Annotated in this window: 18 protein-coding genes and 2 tRNA genes; 14 read left to right on the plus strand and 6 right to left on the minus strand. The window is 39.2% G+C overall.

Going from position 1 to position 19167, the window contains the following annotated elements:
• Nucleotides 1-30: 30 nt before the first annotated feature.
• The 4 genes from TLET_RS09275 to TLET_RS09290 form a co-directional block, all read right to left on the minus strand.
• A complete protein-coding gene (locus tag TLET_RS09275; protein ID WP_012003836.1) occupies nucleotides 31-1038 on the minus strand; it encodes a zinc-dependent alcohol dehydrogenase in 1008 nt (335 codons plus the stop codon).
• A 73-nt stretch (nucleotides 1039-1111) separates the two neighbouring features.
• Nucleotides 1112-1594 (minus strand): molybdopterin-dependent oxidoreductase, encoded by a 483-nt coding sequence (locus tag TLET_RS09280; protein ID WP_012003837.1) that lies wholly within the window; start codon nucleotides 1592-1594, stop codon nucleotides 1112-1114.
• Between the two features lie 22 nt (nucleotides 1595-1616).
• Nucleotides 1617-3233 carry a metallophosphoesterase family protein gene (locus TLET_RS09285; protein WP_012003838.1) on the minus strand — a complete coding sequence of 539 codons (1617 nt, stop codon included), beginning with the start codon at nucleotides 3231-3233 and terminating at the stop codon, nucleotides 1617-1619.
• A gap of 11 nt (nucleotides 3234-3244) precedes the next feature.
• Entirely contained in the window at nucleotides 3245-3988 is a 744-nt protein-coding gene (locus TLET_RS09290; protein ID WP_012003839.1) for a class I fructose-bisphosphate aldolase, read from the minus strand.
• A 236-nt stretch (nucleotides 3989-4224) separates the two neighbouring features.
• Between TLET_RS09290 and TLET_RS09295 the strand changes: the two genes are divergently transcribed.
• The 6 genes from TLET_RS09295 (at nucleotide 4225) to TLET_RS09320 (ending at nucleotide 7389) form a co-directional block, all read left to right on the plus strand.
• Entirely contained in the window at nucleotides 4225-4992 is a 768-nt protein-coding gene (locus TLET_RS09295; protein ID WP_012003840.1) for an alpha/beta hydrolase, read from the plus strand.
• A gap of 13 nt (nucleotides 4993-5005) precedes the next feature.
• The gene (locus TLET_RS09300; RefSeq protein WP_012003841.1) at nucleotides 5006-5974 is read left to right on the plus strand and encodes a threonine ammonia-lyase; all 969 of its coding nucleotides are present in this window, start codon (nucleotides 5006-5008) and stop codon (nucleotides 5972-5974) included.
• 2 nt (nucleotides 5975-5976) lie between these two features.
• The gene (locus tag TLET_RS09305; protein ID WP_012003842.1) at nucleotides 5977-6393 is read left to right on the plus strand and encodes a C-GCAxxG-C-C family protein; all 417 of its coding nucleotides are present in this window, start codon (nucleotides 5977-5979) and stop codon (nucleotides 6391-6393) included.
• A gap of 17 nt (nucleotides 6394-6410) precedes the next feature.
• The gene (locus tag TLET_RS10720) at nucleotides 6411-6959 is read left to right on the plus strand and encodes a GNAT family N-acetyltransferase (RefSeq protein WP_012003843.1); all 549 of its coding nucleotides are present in this window, start codon (nucleotides 6411-6413) and stop codon (nucleotides 6957-6959) included.
• A 258-nt stretch (nucleotides 6960-7217) separates the two neighbouring features.
• Nucleotides 7218-7308: transfer RNA gene (locus tag TLET_RS09315), tRNA-Ser, on the plus strand.
• Between the two features lie 4 nt (nucleotides 7309-7312).
• Nucleotides 7313-7389, plus strand: a tRNA-Arg gene (locus tag TLET_RS09320).
• Here the strand turns inward: TLET_RS09320 and TLET_RS10815 are convergent.
• Nucleotides 7368-8201, minus strand: a complete 834-nt coding sequence (locus TLET_RS10815; RefSeq protein WP_012003844.1) for a Ppx/GppA phosphatase family protein — start codon at nucleotides 8199-8201, stop codon at nucleotides 7368-7370. The two genes, TLET_RS09320 and TLET_RS10815, sit on opposite strands and share 22 nt — an antisense overlap.
• 430 nt (nucleotides 8202-8631) lie before the next feature.
• Here TLET_RS10815 and TLET_RS09325 point away from each other — a divergent pair, with 430 nt between their 5' ends.
• Nucleotides 8632-10497, plus strand: a complete 1866-nt coding sequence (locus tag TLET_RS09325) for a carboxypeptidase-like regulatory domain-containing protein (RefSeq protein ID WP_012003845.1) — start codon at nucleotides 8632-8634, stop codon at nucleotides 10495-10497.
• 28 nt (nucleotides 10498-10525) lie between these two features.
• Here TLET_RS09325 and TLET_RS09330 read toward each other — a convergent pair whose 3' ends face one another.
• Nucleotides 10526-11623 carry an AAA family ATPase gene (locus TLET_RS09330; protein ID WP_012003846.1) on the minus strand — a complete coding sequence of 366 codons (1098 nt, stop codon included), beginning with the start codon at nucleotides 11621-11623 and terminating at the stop codon, nucleotides 10526-10528.
• Between the two features lie 106 nt (nucleotides 11624-11729).
• Between TLET_RS09330 and TLET_RS09335 the strand changes: the two genes are divergently transcribed.
• Genes TLET_RS09335 through TLET_RS09365 form a run of 7 tightly spaced genes read left to right on the plus strand, consistent with a single transcriptional unit; the run spans nucleotide 11730 to nucleotide 19167 of the window.
• Entirely contained in the window at nucleotides 11730-12683 is a 954-nt protein-coding gene (locus tag TLET_RS09335; protein ID WP_012003847.1) for a hypothetical protein, read from the plus strand.
• A gap of 44 nt (nucleotides 12684-12727) precedes the next feature.
• Nucleotides 12728-14728 carry a flagellar hook-length control protein FliK gene (gene fliK, locus TLET_RS09340; RefSeq protein ID WP_012003848.1) on the plus strand — a complete coding sequence of 667 codons (2001 nt, stop codon included), beginning with the start codon at nucleotides 12728-12730 and terminating at the stop codon, nucleotides 14726-14728.
• On the plus strand, nucleotides 14712-15371 hold the full coding sequence (locus TLET_RS09345) for a flagellar hook assembly protein FlgD (protein WP_012003849.1): 660 nt from the start codon (nucleotides 14712-14714) through the stop codon (nucleotides 15369-15371). The genes fliK and TLET_RS09345 overlap by 17 nt, the downstream gene beginning before the upstream one ends.
• 3 nt (nucleotides 15372-15374) lie before the next feature.
• Nucleotides 15375-17270 carry a flagellar hook protein FlgE gene (locus TLET_RS09350; RefSeq protein WP_012003850.1) on the plus strand — a complete coding sequence of 632 codons (1896 nt, stop codon included), beginning with the start codon at nucleotides 15375-15377 and terminating at the stop codon, nucleotides 17268-17270.
• 11 nt (nucleotides 17271-17281) lie between these two features.
• A complete protein-coding gene (locus TLET_RS09355) occupies nucleotides 17282-17497 on the plus strand; it encodes a flagellar FlbD family protein (RefSeq protein ID WP_012003851.1) in 216 nt (71 codons plus the stop codon).
• A 12-nt stretch (nucleotides 17498-17509) separates the two neighbouring features.
• Nucleotides 17510-18298 carry a motility protein A gene (locus TLET_RS09360; protein ID WP_012003852.1) on the plus strand — a complete coding sequence of 263 codons (789 nt, stop codon included), beginning with the start codon at nucleotides 17510-17512 and terminating at the stop codon, nucleotides 18296-18298.
• Nucleotides 18298-19167 (plus strand): flagellar motor protein MotB, encoded by an 870-nt coding sequence (locus TLET_RS09365; RefSeq protein ID WP_012003853.1) that lies wholly within the window; start codon nucleotides 18298-18300, stop codon nucleotides 19165-19167. Before TLET_RS09360 ends, TLET_RS09365 begins: the two co-directional genes overlap by 1 nt.

Genomic DNA, 19167 nt, shown 5'->3' on the forward strand with positions numbered 1-19167 from the left:
CCTTTTCAGTAAAAATTCCAAAATCATCGATCAAGATATTCTCACAACTATCTTCAGGTTACTGGGATTTGCTGCTGCTTGAAATGCCTTCTCTATCTCATTCAGATTGAATTCACCCGTGATCAGCTTTACATACATATTCTGGTGTATTTTCAATTCTTGGAATGCATTTCTGAAATCCTGATCAGAAAAACCAAAACTTCCTATGAGATCGATTTCATCGTAATGTATATAATATGGATCAATAGAGAGTCGTGAAGACCTTGACATTCCTCCAAATAATTCAATCTTGCCGCCAGGTTTAACACAGTTGAAAGCTTCTATTACTGCATCTGTTGAATCATTAGCAACTATGATGTGGTCAAATTTACCCATTTTGGATGAGAAATCTGTAAGTGAAACCATGTTCACGTTAATAGTCTCAAATTTCATGGTTTGCGCTAGTGCTAGTCTGTTTTCATTTATTTCAGACAGAAAGACTTGGTTATTCCTGTTTCTGAGAAGAATGCTTGCAAGTATTCCCATTGGTCCGGCACCAATTACGAGGATTCTTTCTTGTTCTCTGGGTTTGATTCTTTCAATTCCATGAATTACACATGCAAGAGGTTCTGTAAGTGTTGCTATTGCATCATTGATCTCCATGTCAACTTCAGCCATAGTTCTTCTGATTAGTCCAGTTGGCACAACCAAGTATTCAACAAATGCCCCATTGATCCAGATTTTGTTTCTGCAGAGTTCAGAGAATCCTTTTTTACAGAATTCACATTCGCCACATCCTAAATAAGGTGGGATCGCAAATTTCCTTCCAAGCAATTCATTATCAGCCACTGTATTTACCTTTACTACAGTGCCCACTACTTCGTGTCCAAGAATACAAGGTGGTCGAAAAAGAGGATGTCCACGTTTATAAGTTTTAATATCTGTACCACAAATTCCAACAACTTCGACTCTTAGAAGGACTTCGTCATCAGTCAAAACTGGATTACTAACTTCTTCTATCTCTATTTTTCCAATCTCTTTGTAAATAGCTGCTTTCACTTTCCTTCCACCCTTCCATGAAACACGTATTAGTTAATAGATACGGGGGCATGGATACCCCCGCATCTTCTTACTACATCTCAACTCTTATTTCTATTACCCACCACGCCCAGTTTTCCTTAGGATAGATTTTTTCAATCTCTGGGTAAGTGGTCACAGGGAATACCAATTTCAGTGGTCCACCTTGATTTTGAGGCAAATCTTTTCCTTTGTTGGCATATGCTAATATTATTGGATACAACTTAGCGTCGTTGACGGTAACTGTAAATTCTTTTTTGTCAGAACAGACGAGAATGATTTTCTTTGCATTTGTCGGATAGCCCACATAATTGAGCAAATCAATTAGACTTATCCCTTGGTAGAAGCATTCTCCCATCCAAGGATCCTGAACGACATAAGTTGTTCCAGCCATTTTTTTAAGCTCCTCAAGTGTGAAGGCATAGCCATCTTCAGTGTTTTTTAGAGCTATAATACCTTTGGCTGTGAGTACTGTGTCTGCAAAGAGAACCCCAGTACAGAGTGCGATAAGAACAATCAAGAAGACCTGTTTTTTCATTTTCCTTCCCTCCCATCTGTATTTATCTCTGGATGATCCCTTCATCCAGATGAATTCTTAGTGGATCAGCGACAACCCAAGGATCTCTTACTACACCCGTGAGGCTGTACATTGCTGAATCGGAAATCGTATTCGATATATTGGGATTACTAAATTTGACCATCATGCCATCCGTTCCATCATAGAAAGAAACTACAGAACCGGATTTAGCTACAAACTTAGCATTGTCAACCGTAACCAGTTTTCCAAGAAAGCACTCGGGGTAATCTTTGAGAATCTTAAATGTTATACTTCTATTACTAACCCAGAAGCTCTTCCGTTTCTCTACTTGAGTTTCGGTATCTTTAAAGACAAATTCGTGCATTCCTTGAGCCAGATTAGTTAGATTCAAACGATAAAGATACTCCACCCAGTTGTCTTTGTTCACAATAATTGGTTTAAAGGAAAGCTCTTTGCCATCAATGGAAATTGCTACATTTGAAATAAATTTCGAAGTGACAACTCTGATGGGTACAAGCCCTGATAATACACCTTCGAAAGGAAATTCCAACCAGATTGAGAGATCTTCATTGATGTTGATATAAGCATAGTTCAAAACATTTCTACAAGTTTCAAACAGCACGTAGCCAAATTCGTCTCCGGATGGGGAAGGTCCTTCCCACCAAGCACCACATACTGCTCCACAAGTAAGCTCCAAATAGGGATAGTCAGATAGTTTTATCATTGTATGCCAATGACCCGAGATATGAGCGGTTATCTGATAATCAATGAACAGTTTTTTGAGTTCTCTGTTGTTTTCGGAGTCAGTCAGGTCATAAAGTGGTTCATGAGAGAAAACTACTATTGGTTGATTGTTTGGTACCAAAGTTAAGTCCTTTTCCAACCATTTGAGTTGAACGGAATCAATTTCATATTTAAGTGAGCCACGGTCTGATAGATGTATGTCGAGAACGATAAAGTGAATACCAGATCTGTTAAAAGAATAATATCTTGGACCAAAAGTTGCTTCGAAAATCCCAGTTGGTCTTTCAGCCTTACTTTTGAATTCATGGTTCCCAATCGCATAGAAGACATCGGCCTTTATTCTATTCATATAGGAAGCGACTCGTCCAAGCTGATCTTTAGCTGATTGATCATCGATGTCTCTGATACTTGCTCCAATGTCTCCAAGTACTAATACGAAGGAGAGTTCCTGTTTGTTCAGACTCTGTATCAATTTTTCCAAGTACTTGTCTGCATTATATTTCATCGAGCGATCTGTCAAAGCCTTTGAGAATGCTTCGGGATTCTCCGCATAATGAATATCACTTACCACGGCAAAAGTTCTACTGAAATGAGATTTGGTGAGTGCAAATAAAATTTGTCTCTCATTAGTTGAAGAGTACCACTTTCTGCAAGCATATTCATCAGGTAATATTATGAAAATAAAAGGTTCGTTAGTATCTAAAAAGAAATCTCCATCTTCATTTGTTGCAACTATTTCTCGTCCATCGGATACATAACAATTTGGCAATCCTATCTCGTCTTCATCAAAGATGCCATTGGCATTTGAGTCCAGAAACACTTTTCCACTGATTGCATGAACTGTAGTAAACGTTAAGACAGCAATTAACCAAAAAATCGTAAGACATTTCTTCATTTTGTTCCCCCCTATTTTGCATGGTGATGCACACATGAAACAAGTTTTCGTACATATTCGGTTACATCATCGGCTTGGAATACATTTCTTCCAAAGGCAACTCCTTTTGCTCCATGATCAATGGCTTCACGAACCATAGAAAACGCATCCAGATCCTTCGGACCACCGGCTATCAGAATAGGTATTGGAACAGCAGAAGTTATCGTACTGAAAGTATCTCCCCCTGTGTAGTAGACTTTCAATGCATCTGCGCCAAGTTCGAAGGCAGCTCTGACACCGGTAGCAATACAGGTAACGTCATTACTCTTTGAGTTTTGCGAGAGTACTTCAACAAAAAGTGGTATACCTTCTTTATCGCATTGTTCCGCAATTTTTGCAACAATTTCAAGCGATGGTATCTCACCATCACCAGCCACAAAGCACATGACAATGACTGCATCTGCACCCAATCTTAGTGCATGATCAACAGATGTTGTAAGTCTGTGAAAATCAAATTTGGGGCTATAGTTTGTTGATGCACCTGTTATTCTGAGTATTATTCCGACATCGCCAGAAATACAGTCGTGACATTTGTTCAGAACGCCGGGGTTTAAGATCAAAGCGTCCGGTTTTCCCATAATCACTTTCTGAATCGTGTCACGTATATCTACAAGACCTGGTATGGGGCCTTGGAATTGACCGTGATCGAGGGCAATTACAGCAGAATAACCATCAGGTTTGAATATTCTCTTCAGTCTTAATGATTTACCATACACGCAACGTCACTCCTTCACAAATGTGCTGCACATTTGTGAGCATACGAAATTTATTTTACCTATAGATTAACAAACGGTAACATAGAAGTGACGATGAGCAGTATTTTGACTTGAACGTAGTTGTTATTCGTGTGTTTTTGAAAGAACAAGAAGATACAAAAATAGAAGAAATCCACAAAAGATGATTTTTTGTAAACCTGCTGCGTTATAATTTACAAAAGAGGTGAATTTAGTTTATGAAACTTAATATATATGACCAGGATATTCGCTTGATTGATCCTATATGTTTTCCGATCTTCAAAACAAATGGCAAAAAAGGTGTACTTTTAATTCATGGTTTCACAGGAAGTCCACACGATATGATTTACGTTGCACAAAGACTTTTCGATGAAGGCTTTACTGTATCTGTTCCGCGGCTTCCCGGACATGGCACCAGCCACAGAGATTTTCTGAATTCAACCTGGAAAGACTGGGTTAGAAGGTCAATAGACGCCTATCTCGATTTAACCAATTTTTGCGACGAAATAAGCGTTGTTGGCCTTTCAATGGGAGCACTTCTTGCTGCTGTTGTAGCATCGAGATTTAAAATCAGGAAAGTTGTCCTGGCAGCCCCTGCTTTCAAGGTAACAGATTGGAGACTGAAATTCACCCCCTTGATGAGTTTATTTGTGCATTACAAAGAAAAAGAACCACCAGTTTTTGATGACCCTTCACTCAACAAATTAGCCCAAGAATATTGGAATAAAGTATTTATAAAACCTGCTGCGCATTTGTATAAGCTACAAAAGGTTGCCATAAAAAGTCTCGAGATGGTTGAATCTCCTACATTAGTCATAGTAACCCAAAAAGACAACTCTGTACCGTTATCTGTTTTAGATGTTATAAAAGATCATTTGAAAGCTGAATTCAAGACTGTTGTTCTTGAAAAAAGCGCTCATCCTGTGACAAATGATGTAGAAAAAGAACTTGTTGCTGAAAAGATAGCAGAATTTCTTTCTAACTAAGGAGGAATCAAGGTTGATAACACTTCAAGATGTGAGAGATGCAAAAAGAAGAATTTCACAGTTGGCCCACACCACGCCTGTTTTTTCATCCCAAACTTTGAACATACTTTCAGAGAGTTCTGTTTTTCTAAAAGCGGAAAATCTTCAAAAGAGTGGTTCTTTCAAATTCAGAGGTGCGATGAATTTTCTGCTTTCACTGAGCAGGGAAAATCTGAGAAACGGTGTTGTGACAGGTTCGTCTGGCAATCACGGGCAAGCTCTTGCTTGTGCGGGCAAGATTTTGAATACCAATGTAACTGTAGTTGTACCAGAGGATGTTTCGGCGGCTAAACTTTCAGCAATAAAAGGGTATGGTGCAAGGATAGAACGATGTGGTAGAACGTCGACAGAAAGGCTAAACAGGGCTTATGAGATATCGCAACAAACTGGGGCAATCTTTGTTCCCCCGTTCGACCATCCATGGATAATGGCCGGACAAGGCACGATAGGGCTCGAGTTGATCGAACAACTTTGTGATTTTGACGCTGTCTTAGTTCCTTGTGGCGGTTGTGGGTTGATTTCAGGTATTTCTAAGGCGATCAAAGAAATTCTCAAAAATGCCAGAGTTTACGGGGTTGAACCAGAGCAGAGCAACAGCACATATCTTTCTTTCAAGGCAGGTCATCTTGTTGAATTAAAGAATATAAATACAATCGCTGATGGATTAAGGACTGCTGTGCCAGGTACGCTTACCTTTCCTGTTGTTCAAAAGTACGTAGATGACATTCTTCTTGTATCAGAACAAGAGATAAAAAGAGCTGTTGTCTTTCTACTTGAGAGGATGAAATTGCTTGTGGAACCTTCAGGTGCAGTCACTGTTGCTGCGTTGTTGTCTGGTAAATTTCCGTTGAAAAACAAAAAGGTCGTTGCCATTCTTTCGGGCGGCAATGTGGATCTTTTTGCGCTTTCCAAATGGATTAAAGAAATTAAACAAGGAGGGTAAAAATGAATCAAAGAGCTCTTGATCTATTTGAAAAAGGTTTTAGTTGCTCTCAATCGGTTTTTGCAGCCTATGCACCGATGTTTGGTATAGACGAAAAGACAGCCTTAAAAATCTCATCTGCATTTGGTGGAGGAATGTCAAGGCTTGCACATGTTTGTGGCGCTGTCTCTGGTGCTTTCATGATAATAGGTTTAAAAACCGGTGGAGAAGACAAAGAGCAAACATATCTTCTTGCAAGAGAATTTGTTGAACAATTCAAGTTATTGGACGGATCAATAATGTGTAAAGATCTTCTTGGCTGTGATATAAGTACCAGCGAAGGTCTGCAGAAGGCAAGGGCAGAGAATGTTTTCAAAACAATCTGTCCAAAGTATGTGAAAGATTCATGCAATATCCTGGAAAAAATACTCTGTCTGTGAGTTGAAGGAGCCCGAACATGGAAGTTTTTGAACTTGATAAAAACCGCTGGAAGGATTTCAAACTTCATTTCAAGTGGTCGAGTGATAGATATTACAAAGTGGATATCAGAAGAACACAAACAGGATGGATGATAGAATTGAAACTTCAAACGACCGATAAACCCATCGTTAAAGATTACGAAGAGCCGCTCTGGCAAAAATGGATGGATGAAGAAAGCGGCGATGGAGCTCGGATATTTGGTGTGAAAATTGACGGTGAAATTGTCGGCTGGATGACCGTTGGCATTGAGAGTTGGAACAACAGACTTAGAGTATATGAATTACTTGTTCTTGAACAGTATCGTAAAAGAGGTATAGGAAAAATACTCTTAGACAAAGCCAAGCAAATAGCAAAACAAAAACACTGTCGCGCAATAGTTCTTGAGACACAGACCAATAATGCCAATGCCATTGAATTTTACAGAAAACAAGGTTTTGAGTTTGATGGTCTTGATATCACAGCCTATCACAATGATGATGTTGAAAGAAATGAAGTCAGAATAGAAATGGTTTTCAAGAACTTTTAAATAGAGTCAGATTTTACGAAAATCCAAAGGAGTTAAACACAATTGCCATACAAAAAATGGAGTTCAATTTCCAGTTTACTGTATTCTGCACAAGAATTGAAAATGATGCTTCAAATGTGAAATTTCAACAATACCATCGCCTAAGGTTCATACCGTATGTAAAAAACTCGATTGTTGTGGTTGAATAGAAATTTTCAGAGAATTATTTGGAAAAAAGCTTGAATTTTGAGCGAGTTGTATTATAATGAAAATTAGTCTGGAGAGGTGGCCGAGTGGTCGAAGGCGCTTGCCTGCTAAGCAAGTGTTGGGATTTACCCAACCGAGGGTTCGAATCCCTCCCTCTCCGCCAGGTTGTGCCCGTAGCTCAGCTGGATAGAGCGCCAGACTGCGGATCTGGAGGCCGGGAGTTCAAATCTCCCCGGGCACGCCAGAAGCAGGCCATTTTCCTTCCTCTATCATCCTTGCCAAGGTATATCTGAAGCCCTTCGTTGAAACTTTTATATTGCCCTTTGTCGCTATTGCGGTTGCCACCGCGCAACCTGCGATAATGGTTTTTTCTCTTCCGGGTGGTATTATCTTCATATCTAATATTTGCTGAAGATTCATCTTCCTGAGCTTTTCTGAAATTTTATAAATATCTTCAGGCGTGAGTATAAAACCATCGAGTGATTTTAGATCCCATTTTTGAACCTTTAACGCGGCGATTGCAACAAAGGATCCTCCAATGCCAACAGGGTTTTCAAAACCAGGAAGCTGTTTTAAAACATAATCAACGGTCTTGTCAAAATCCTTTGCCCTGGGTAAAGAGAGATCAAAGATAGAATTCAAAACATGTGTGCCTATCTCAAGGCTCACAAACCAATCTTTTTTAACAACCTCCAGACTGCCTCCTCCCAGATCAAAGACTGTGACATCCATACTTTGTTTTGGATCGATACACAAATATGTCAAATAAGCTTCTTCTTTTTCTGAAAGAATTTTTCCTTTTATTTCAAAATGCTTTAACAGCCTGTGGAAAAGTTCTGGTCTCTGGCGAAAAACCGCAGTACCAAAAGCGTATGTTTCTATACCGCTGATTTCACTTTGAATCTTCTCAACTGATTGCTTTGCAACACAAAAAGCCTGCTCATCGTCTTTAATTGACTTGAGGCCAACTTCATAGACCTTCTCCAAGAGTATCTTGCCTCTATCGTAAACAAGAGCAATAAAAGAATTCGAGCCAAGATCTAAGACGGCTATCATCCCACCACCCTTTCAGGCAACTTCTCCAGTATTCGAATGACACAATCTTTGCTCTTACCCAACTCAGACAGTCTGTTGAAAAAAACTTCGATGCAACAACCTTCTGATCACCTCATACCACAATTTTGACACATTATCATGACAAAAAACATTGTGGATTTATTATTCGGCTTTCGCTGCAAGATTTCCATCATATGCCGAAAGTAGCATACAGCTTCTATATTTGTTTTTGACAGGTGTTTTTAGAATATAAATCTCAAAAATATAGTGTATAATCTTTTCAACTTGGCAAGGGGGTGAGAGAAATTACACTCATAGAATTGGGCGGTCGCTGACTGCGGAATATTTTCCTTCCTCTTTCAGATTTTCCTCCGTTCAATTTCTACCTGTTTCTTAAATTCCCCAAAGCCTTTACAGAGAAGGTCATTTTATGAGAAAATGGCTTTTTGCCTTGGTTTTGTCGACGACTCTTTTACTGTTCAACTGTGCCGCACCAATTGTCCCAACAACGTATGACATTCAAGGTACGGTAAAACTGTGGAACGACACAGCTTTGTCTGGAGTTACTGTCACAGCAGGTACAAAGCAGGCAACGACAGATTTAAACGGGAACTGGTCTATCAAAGGTTTGAGTGGTAATGTAACAGTATCTGCCCAACTAAGCGGTTATTACATAGTGATTTCGGGTATGGTCTCTCCAACAAAGCAGGTGTCAGGTGCTTCGACAGTAGATTTCACAGCCTATTCTGAAACTGAAGATTTTGGAGGAGGGACTGGAACACAGAACGATCCATACATCATTGTGACAGCCCAACAATTGAACAATATCAGAAATAACCTTGACAAACATTTCAAGCAGATCAAAAACATCGATTTGAATGATCTTAAAAGCAAATTAGACCCAATTGTTGCAAACTGGGAACCAGTCGGTCATGATTTTCCAGTCAGCCCTGGTCCATTTACAGGTAGTTACGATGGTATGGGATTTGAGATTCAAAATATGGTCGTATTGAGTGAAGTAGATAACTATTCAGGCTTTTTCGGTGTTATATCCCAAGCAACTATAACAAATATTGTCTTTAAAAATGCAACAGTTGACTGGAATGCATCTTGTTCAGGCATATTCGCAGGGAGCATAAATGATAGCTTGATTGACAAAATAGTTATTCAAGATTCGTCTATATCAAAATCTACTAATATTGGAGGTTTTGCTGGTTACACCAGTGGTTCAACGATTACAAATTGTGAGATACAAAATATAACAGTAGAATCTCCTGAGGGTGGTTATTATTTGGGTGGATTTGTCGCAGATGCTAATGCTACGTGGTTTGAAAATTGTTCGGCGGACAATATTGAACTTAAAGATCTAAACAATTCTAATACACTCGCAGCGGGTGGCTTTGCAGGTTATTCATCCATAAATGGTTTTAAGAACTGTTCTTTTAACGGTACGATCAACGCAACAAGTACATACACAGGTGGTTTTGCAGGTTATATCGAATGGCATGAAGAAGGACCGGGAAGTTTCGATTCTTTCGAAAACTGTTCAGTATCTGGTCAAATGTATGCAAGAAGAAACCCATCACAAATGTCTGGTTATGCGGGAGGTTTTGCTGGTTTTATAAAAGGTTCTTCACAAAGCTACTCGTTTACAAACTGTACTGTCAAAATGGATATTGAAGTGAATTATCAGGTTACAACAGTTGGAGGATTTGCCGCGGAGATTTCAGGACGTGGAGAAAGTTTTCTGAGATGCTCTTTTGAAGGTTCTATCAGCGCAACTGATAAATTTATCGAAGTTGCTGGTTTTGGTCATACTGGTTTGGAATCGTCGTTTGAAGAATGTTTTGCAAAATTTGAGATCAATACAAAAGATGATGCCTCTGGCTTTATCAGTATTATCGGTGATGCTAACAATGTTTCTGTCAAAAACAGCTATGCAAAAGGTACCATTTATTCTGAATCAGGTTCAGCGAGTGGGTTTATCGTAATGGACTCTGCTATTCATCCAACTGTCCAGAATTGTTATTCAGCAGTTTCGCTTGAAAATTCAACTTCTCGCTATGCCTTTGTCTATAACGTTTATTTTTCAACCGAATCTATCCAGGTCAATACACCAGGCTGTTTTTACGATTCAGATATTTCTAACGCTGAAGATGATCATTCAACTGCTCAATACAAAAGTACAGCCCAAATGAAAACTCAGTCCACATACACAGGCTGGGACTTCGATGAGATCTGGGCTATCAATTCTACGATCAACGATGGTTATCCACATCTACAATGGGAAAATTGAGATAGGGCAGCACATCTGTGCTGCCCTGTTAATCTGAAATTGCCCTGTGAATCATCGGATCACTTATGCTGTAGATCTTTTTCCCGTTTTTGTAATTAACCTCCAAAAAACCCATTTTCTGAAGCAAATTGAGATTGTTGCTTAATGTCTGATCTGTTATAGAACCAAAACGTGCTTCAACAAAATTTTTCACCTGGCTGAAGGTTTCCGCTCCAAAACCAACTGCCTTCAGAACAGATATGTAATTTTCAGACCTCAGCCTGAGTAACTCAAGCTCTTTTTTGACTATTTTTATGGCAGATTTTTCTGTTTCCTGCAGGGCGTTTCCCCAGTCTTTGGTCGTGGAGACTATATAACCGTATATGGAAAGGTAGCCAATGATACCATCCAGTAAATCAACTGCCTTTTCAATCTCTCCAATAGATGGTTCTATACCAATTTGCTTGAACCCTTCAACGAGAAATTCAACCGATTCAGCCCTCTGGAATCTCTCAAGCAACAATTCATGGACGTATCTTCCGAAAAGTGGTGAATTCGCATCTTCCAAATTCAAAAAATCATGCAATACACCAATTTCAGAACCTGTTAATACAATGACTATGTTTTCAAGATTATCGTATATGTACGCCATGAGGTTCAACAGCTCTTTTCCGCCTCTGCCGTAGAACCTCAACACCTGGGCTTCGTCGAAAGCAATGAGCAATCTTGAATTTTTCTTTTTCATAACCTTGTTGATCAATTCAAGATAACCTGTTAGATTACGATCTTTTTGGAGTTTTTCAAAATTCAGCTCAACACCACCCACATTTATCTTTGTGATCACTTTGAAGATCGATCTATTCTTCTGGATAATATCCTCAAATTCGGATATGATTTTCCTTTCAAAGGAAATTCTGTCAAATCTGTTGATTTTTTCATATACTCTGCAATCTATAAACACTGTCGAATGCCCCTGATCTTTCATTTGCTCAAGGAATACTTTCAACACAGATGTTTTACCTATTCTCCTTATACCAGTTATGAGAATAATTCTTCCTGTTTTCGAATATTCACTGAGTTTGGACAACTCTTCTTCACGATCATACAGATTTTCCTTAGAGCTTTTTGGCGTTAGCGAAAAATACATAACTCAACCCCCTTTGAGTAACTCAACCCCATTTGAGTAAATATATTATACATTTTTTTAGGAGTACTCGCTCATCATGCAGAAAAATTCTTCAGGAGGGTAATAATTGGCAGAAAAACAAAAAAAGAAAGGCAGACTGAAAGCCTTTCTTAAAATCATTATCGTAGCTCTTTTTGTGAGCCTTACGATACTTATATATGGGTATTTCGTCTTTGAGTACAGCAGAATAAAAGGGCTTTCTGCTAATCCTGTTGAGGACTGGAAAAGTTATATATCGTTTCTCTTATCAAAAATACCGTACGTGGACAGGTATGTTAAATACGAGCCACTTCAGATACTCTCTCCGTCAGAATATTTTGAAGAAATATCAAGAGCTGCTTCCACAAGAGCTCAACAAATACTTGAAGAGGCAAAAAGCGCAAAATCCCAGGCAGAAGAACAGCTGAAACTTGTTGAAGCAGAAAGAAAAATAGTTCTACAGATGAGAAAAGAATGGGAAGAAAAAATGCTTCAACTTGAAGCTAACACAGGAAAATTGCAAAGCACAGAAGATATTAAAAAAATAACCGAGACTATTTCCAGTGCCGATCCAACTGGAATAGCACCTGTCCTTGCGAGCAACGCGTATACAGTTGATTCAATAGCCGCAGCCCTTTCAAATCTTTCACCTGACCTGAGAGCAGACGTTTTAACCGAACTTGGAAAAATAAACCCAGAGAAAGCTGCTCAGGTGATGAATAAAATCGCGTCTGTAGAAGAAATAATCAGCTCCTTGAATGAGAGAGAAAGACAGATTGAGGAAAAGCAAAAGCAACTTGTAAATGAACTGTCTCTCATGATAGACGCAAAAATAATCAAGGACCTTTCATTTGACTTCATAAAGCAATTTACTGATGAACAAATTCTTCAGATGATCGATTCATTATCTCTGGACGAAAACTCTGTGATGATAATACTCACTTCCCTGGAAAGCGAAAGATCGAAAGAAATTCTGAAAAGATTAAAAGATGAGAAACCCGGATTGTTTCAAAAGCTTGTACTCAAGGGGGTGAGTTTATAACCACACAACCTGTCTCGAGTGGCGAGTTTTCAGAACAAAAATCTGTGAAGACTAAATCTTCGAATTCAAGCTCATTCGCAATGATATTAGAACTTGTTAAAACAAAAGTGCAACAATTATCTGCAATGCAGGGATTTGTCAAAATATCCCATCAGACAAATACCGCGGTCAAAACAAAGCAGGAAACTCAGAACGATGAAAAGCTAATAAAAAATCCTGTAACCGAAAAAAACGGAATAGTAAAACTTTCACAGATAAAAACTGACCTGAATTCTAAAATTGATATAGATAGTACTACGAAAAACAAACAGAGCACCAATCAGAAAACCATCACTGAAAAGCAAAGCAATGATGTAAAACAAAACCAGAATGCATTATCCAGCAAACAGATAAGCCCTGAACCAAGCCCAAAAATTTCTGTTGAAAAACAAAACGAGGAACTTTCTTCAAAAAATCTCACCGAGCAGGTTCAAAGTAAGGTTCAAAACATTCCAAAAAGATCGATTTTCAAAGAAGGCGTAGAAAACAAATCACATCAGGAAAATCAGCAATTAAAACAAATTGTTCATAACAATGGGCAAAAAAATACAGCTAATCAAAAGGTAAATTCTCATAAAATAAGTAATTTACAGATTCAGACCCAAAGCAAAAGCACATCTTTGAACATTCAACAGGATAATTCTCAAAAAACCGTTCATGCAAATATAAATATCCCTCAAACAGAGAGTCTTGGAGTGAAAAATAGCCATCAGAAACCCATTGCAACATCAGAGAAATCGGAAAATGACCTTACCATTACGATCAAAACCAATCTTCAAAGCAACACAAACAAACAAAATGTACAAGCGGAAAAAACGCAGAGCAAGGACATCTTCCAATTTCAAAAGCCCAGCCAGACATCTCAATCATCAAATCATCAAAGGGCAAATGTTGGGTCTGACTCACAGAATATCATTGTGTCAAAGCAACCAGTGGTAAGCACCAGAAAAGCTGAGAAACTTGTTTCTCAAACTAATGAACCAGAAGCCGAAACAGTTCAAAAATTGAGAACCGATCCAGACGTTCTTTCTATAAGCAAAACTACTAAAAAAACTGTACAAATACCCCGTTCAGAGGAACAGCAAAAAACAGTAGATTCGAGAAATTTAATTGAACAGCTTATTTTGCAGGGAAAGACAGAAATTTCAACACAATTGAAGAAAACAGAAGATCTTCCGGAACAAAAAATTTCTCAGCAAAGTGGGATAATAGCTGAAAATCTGATATCAGAAAAAAGTGTCCTTAAATCAAGTCAATCCCAACCTGCCATGACTTTCAAACAAATACAACTGATCATTAAAAACGCGGTTGTTCAGATCCAAAACAGCACAAGTGAATTCACCCAATTTAGACAGATTAAAAGAGAAATTCCGAGTCAGCTGAAAACATCTCAACCAATAAAAATAGAAAACTTCAAGCTCGAGATAGCAAAAAATTTAAAAAACGATACGCCAGTTATATCTGAACAACCTCAAATCGAGAAATTCAAACAGGTCGAACAAGTTAAAGAACTTTTGAATGAAAAGCTTGCACGTAAAACGTACGAAAGTGAGCAAATAACGCAAACACATAATGAAATTCAGAAGACAGCTGATTCAGTCGTGACAAGAATCGAACAACAAGAAAGAAGTTCTAACATTCAAACAATTGTTGAGACAGTTAAAGAAATGCAGAACAACATTGTGGAAAAGGCAACAGTTGATCTATCACCACCAAATCTCGGAAAAGTCGAAATCGAGCTAATAAAGCAACAGGATAGATTGATCATAACCTTGAAAGTCCAGACAAACGAGGCAAAAGAATTACTCGAAAAAAATTCCAAAGAACTCGCCTCACGATTGAGCACTCTCGGTTTTAAAGTCGAGCAGATAGATATCAAAACTCCTCATAAGACAGAAGAAGATCAACTAAGTAATCATCAGGAACAAAAAGAAAATCAAAATCATGAACGCAGACAAAAAAGACAACAGGAACAGGAGGTGAAAGAAGATGATCAACTCAATTGATTATTCTTACTCAACTTACACGAGTTCTGAAAGAACACCAAGCAATACTCTTGACAAAGATGCTTTCCTGTTACTTTTGATAACACAGCTGAAAAATCAAGACCCTCTTGAACCAATGGACAACAAAGACTTTATAGCCCAGCTCACACAATTTTCGACTCTCGAACAGATAACAAACATGACTAACTCAATTCAAGAATTCCTTACGCTGCAAGAAGGTGCACTTCAAGCTCAATCTGCCTCGCTAATAGGAAAATACGCTACTGTTCAAGCAAATCAGATCACTGTCAGTGACGGTGTTTCCGAAAGCATAGTTTTTGAACTTGATGAAGCAGCGCCGGTTATAGTGAGAATTTATGATTCAGACGGAAATTTAATAAGAGAAGCTACCTCAAGTACTCTTGACGCAGGAGCCCATGCGTACGTATGGGACGCAAGGGATAGCAGTGGTCTACAGGTAGAAGATGGTACTTATACCTACGTTGTTTCAAAGCTCAATTCAGACGGGAGTGAAACAGAAATTGGCGGAATCGAAGGCGGAAAGATCGAATCAGTAAAGTTCAAGGGCAATGAAATTTATGTCTACATCTCAGGTAAAGAGTATCCACTTGCTTCAATAATCGAGATATCAGAGGAGGGATAAATCATGATGCGCTCTATGTTCAGCGGTGTAGCTGGCATGAGAAATTTTCAATACGCTATCGACGTAGTTGGTAACAACATAGCCAATGTGAACACCGTGGGATTTAAAGGTTCAAGGGTAACTTTCCAAACGGCGCTCCTCCAAACCATGAAAGCAGCCCGGAGTCCACAAAACAACATTGGCGGCACAAACCCAATACAAATCGGTCTCGGTTCACAGCTCGCGACTATTGATAAAATAATGACCCAAGGTTCATTCGAAAACACCGGTAACAAAACAGATCTCGCAATTCAGGGAGACGGATTCTTCGTACTCAGTGATGGTAGCCAGTACTATTACACGCGAGCTGGCGCACTCTCTGTTGATACGAATGGAACGCTGATTCAGAGCTCAACAGGCTACAAAGTGCAGGGTTGGAGAGCTATACAGGATCCAGCTACCGGTACGAGATATGTTGACACAAACCAACCAATAGGTGACATAGTAATAAGTGCAGGAATGACCATGCCCGCAAACGCAACAACCAGTGCGACAATGGAAGGAAATCTCAATTCTTCTGTTGGGCCAACACCGTTTTCGATGACAGTTACTGATGAAGATGGAAACGAACATTCTGTGAGGTTTGTCTTTTCAAAAACCGACGATGATTTTGTAAGGCAGACTGATCCATTTTCAACCAAGCAAAGTTATACATGGACGGCTTACGACGAAAATAACGCTGTCGTATCCGTGGGCTACATAGTTATGAATCAATATGGCAATGTTGATGAAGCTGGAGTATATCAAAACCTGAGTGCTACAGCTACCACAGATGGTCAGCTAACGCAGGCAGATGTATCAGGCACTATCCCAGCTGATGGAGATTATCACGCAGTTGTTCTCGATAGCAATGGCAATGTGATTTTCAGTGATGCTGTAACGATAAGTGGCGGAAATTTCACAATAAGCGATTCCGATATTGTCAACGGTCAAAATTATACTGTTATTTTCTATGATGAAACAACAGCCAGCGATGAATTCACTGTTGCTACCGGTGCAAATATTTCAATCCCAACGGCTGGAGAAGCAAGGTTTTATGAGTCAGATAATCCATCAAATTACAACGTGCTTTCCTATGAAAGCCCGAAATATGTAACAGCGGTTCAAATGTATGATTCACTTGGAAATGCCTATTCAGTTTATGTGGAATTCACAAGAATAGGTGAATTTGGTAATATGAAAAACGCATGGATATGGAAAGCTTATACAGCAAGTGGTGAACCAATAACATATATTGATGCAAACGGCCAGAGTAGTGACGGAACAAACAACTATGTTGGCGGAATTATCAACTTCAATGAATCTGGAAGGATCAGCGGCATGTACGGAGTTACATGGGACGGAAGCCAACTTACAGTCGGTAACACTGAACTTCGAACGATCAGCTTTTCTGCATCTCATCGTGGTGATAGTAATGTTACTGCGGCAATTGACTTTTCGTCCATGACACAATTTTCTGGAAGTAATTCTGCCGCCTTTACCTATCAAAATGGAAATGCACTTGGAACATTGCAGTCTTTTGCAATAAATGAAAATGGTGAAATCATAGGCACCTTCAGCAACGGTTTGACAGATATTCTTGGTCAGGTGGCTCTGGCAGTTTTCAATAATCCAGCTGGTCTAACAGAGATCGGCGATTCGTTATACATAACCAGTTCAAATAGCGGGCTTGCACAGATTGGGACCGCGGGCAGCGGTGGAAGAGGCACACTTATACCAGGAGCTCTTGAAATGTCAAACGTTGATCTTGCAGAAGAATTTACGAGAATGATCATAGCCCAACGTGGTTTTCAGGCCAACGCGAGGGTTATAACAACAGCTGATACCATTCTTGGTGAGCTTGTTGCATTGAGAAGATAAGGTGATATTAAATGATCTGGCTCACACATCTGCGAGGAAAACAATTTGTTTTGAATGCTGAAATGATTGAATCAATAGAAGCGCTTCCAGACACAACAATTACTCTGTTCAACGGGAGAAAATATATCGTTTTGGAAAAGATCGAAGAGGTTGTCGAAAAGGTGATAGAATACAAAAGAAAAGCGTATCCTATGCCCGATGTTTTAAAATATTTACCTAAGCAATAGGCAGGTGGTTTAATGGATATTTCAACAATTCTTGGCATATTTATGGCTTTTGGTATGATTGTATTTGGTATAATCGCAAACAAATCTTCACTTGGAGTTTATTATAACCTGCCATCACTTTTCATAACCATAGGAGGCGCAATAGCTTCCACAATCGCTTCTCACCCAAAGGAAAAGAGTTTCAAAATAATCCAGGTGATGATGTCCACTTTCAAAGAACCAAAGATTGACAATGTTGGATTGGTCAGGACCCTTGTATCTTTCTCTGAAAAGGCAAGGCGCGAAGGATTGCTTTCCTTGGAAGAAAATCTGAACGAAATAGAAGACCCATTCATGAAAAAGGCGCTCCAACTAGTCATAGATGGAACAGATCCTGATTTGCTCAAAAATATGATGGAGACAGAAATGGATTTGATAGAAGAAGATCTGGCTGGCGAGAAAGCTCTGATGGATTCAGCGGGGGCCTATGCTCCTGCATATGGTATGATAGGAACTCTTATAGGTTTAATAGCAATGTTGAAGACCCTGAACAATCCTGAGACACTTGGGCCTGGTATGTCTGTGGCGCTCATAACTACTTTTTATGGTTCTATACTGTCAAACGCTGTTTTCTTACCCATGGGTGAAAAAATAGGTAAAAGGGCAGCAAAAATTCTCAGGCAGAAACAAATGATACTGGAAGGGGTCCTTTCAATTCAAGCAGGAGAAAACCCAAGAGTTCTGGAAGAAAAGCTCAAATCATTCCTTACAAATCAGGAAAAAGTTGTTTACGAAGCAGCCATACAGGAGGCAACTGCGTAATGCCAAGAAGAAAAAAGCAACCTGAAGCACCTAAGGGCAGCTGGCTTACAACATATGGGGACATGGTGACATTGCTTTTGACTTTTTTCGTCCTGCTATTTTCAATGTCAACCATAAGCCCTGGCAAATTCCAGCAAGTGGTTGTGGGAATAAGATCCGCTCTGACAGGAATGCCTCCAAGTGTTTTAACTGGTGGAAAGAGTCTTTCAGAAGAACCTTTGATAACTTCGCAAAGAGGGGTGTATCAAGAATTAATAAGAATTGCCGAAGAGTATAAAGGAAAAATAACGATTCAGGAAAAAGATGAGGGTACTGTTATAATTATGCAGGACATGGCGTTTTTTTATCCTGCAAGTGCTAAATTAACACCAGAGGCGAAAGAATTACTTGGAAAAATAGGGTCTATTGTGATAGAACATACAACAAATGTGCTTCAGATATATGGATACGCAGATGATCAGCCGCTGTCTCAAGATTCAATATATGTTTCAAACTGGCATTTGAGCTCCGCAAGAGCCTCAAGCGTTGTACAGTTCTTTACAGAGGAGCTAAAAAAAAGAAGATCTGTGGAAAGGCTTGCAGATATCAGGGCTGGTAGATTTGATCCGGAATATTTTTACGATTCCCAAAGATTTTACCCGATAGGGATGGGAGATTGGCCAATAAAAAGAGAAATACAGGCGTTGCGAACATACATAGACAGTGAAAAACAACTTGCAACCGATAAGCTTCAACAAGGGCAGATAAATCGAGATCTTTACAATCAAACCACAGAAAAACTTGATAGCGAATATCTGGCACGCCTGGCACAGCTCAGAAATCAGTACAGAAGGATTGATATACTTATAAAAAGGGAAAAAGCAAAGTAG

Origin of the sequence: Pseudothermotoga lettingae TMO, from assembly GCF_000017865.1 — a bacterium.
Classification (GTDB): Bacteria; Thermotogota; Thermotogae; order Thermotogales; family DSM-5069; genus Pseudothermotoga_B; species Pseudothermotoga_B elfii.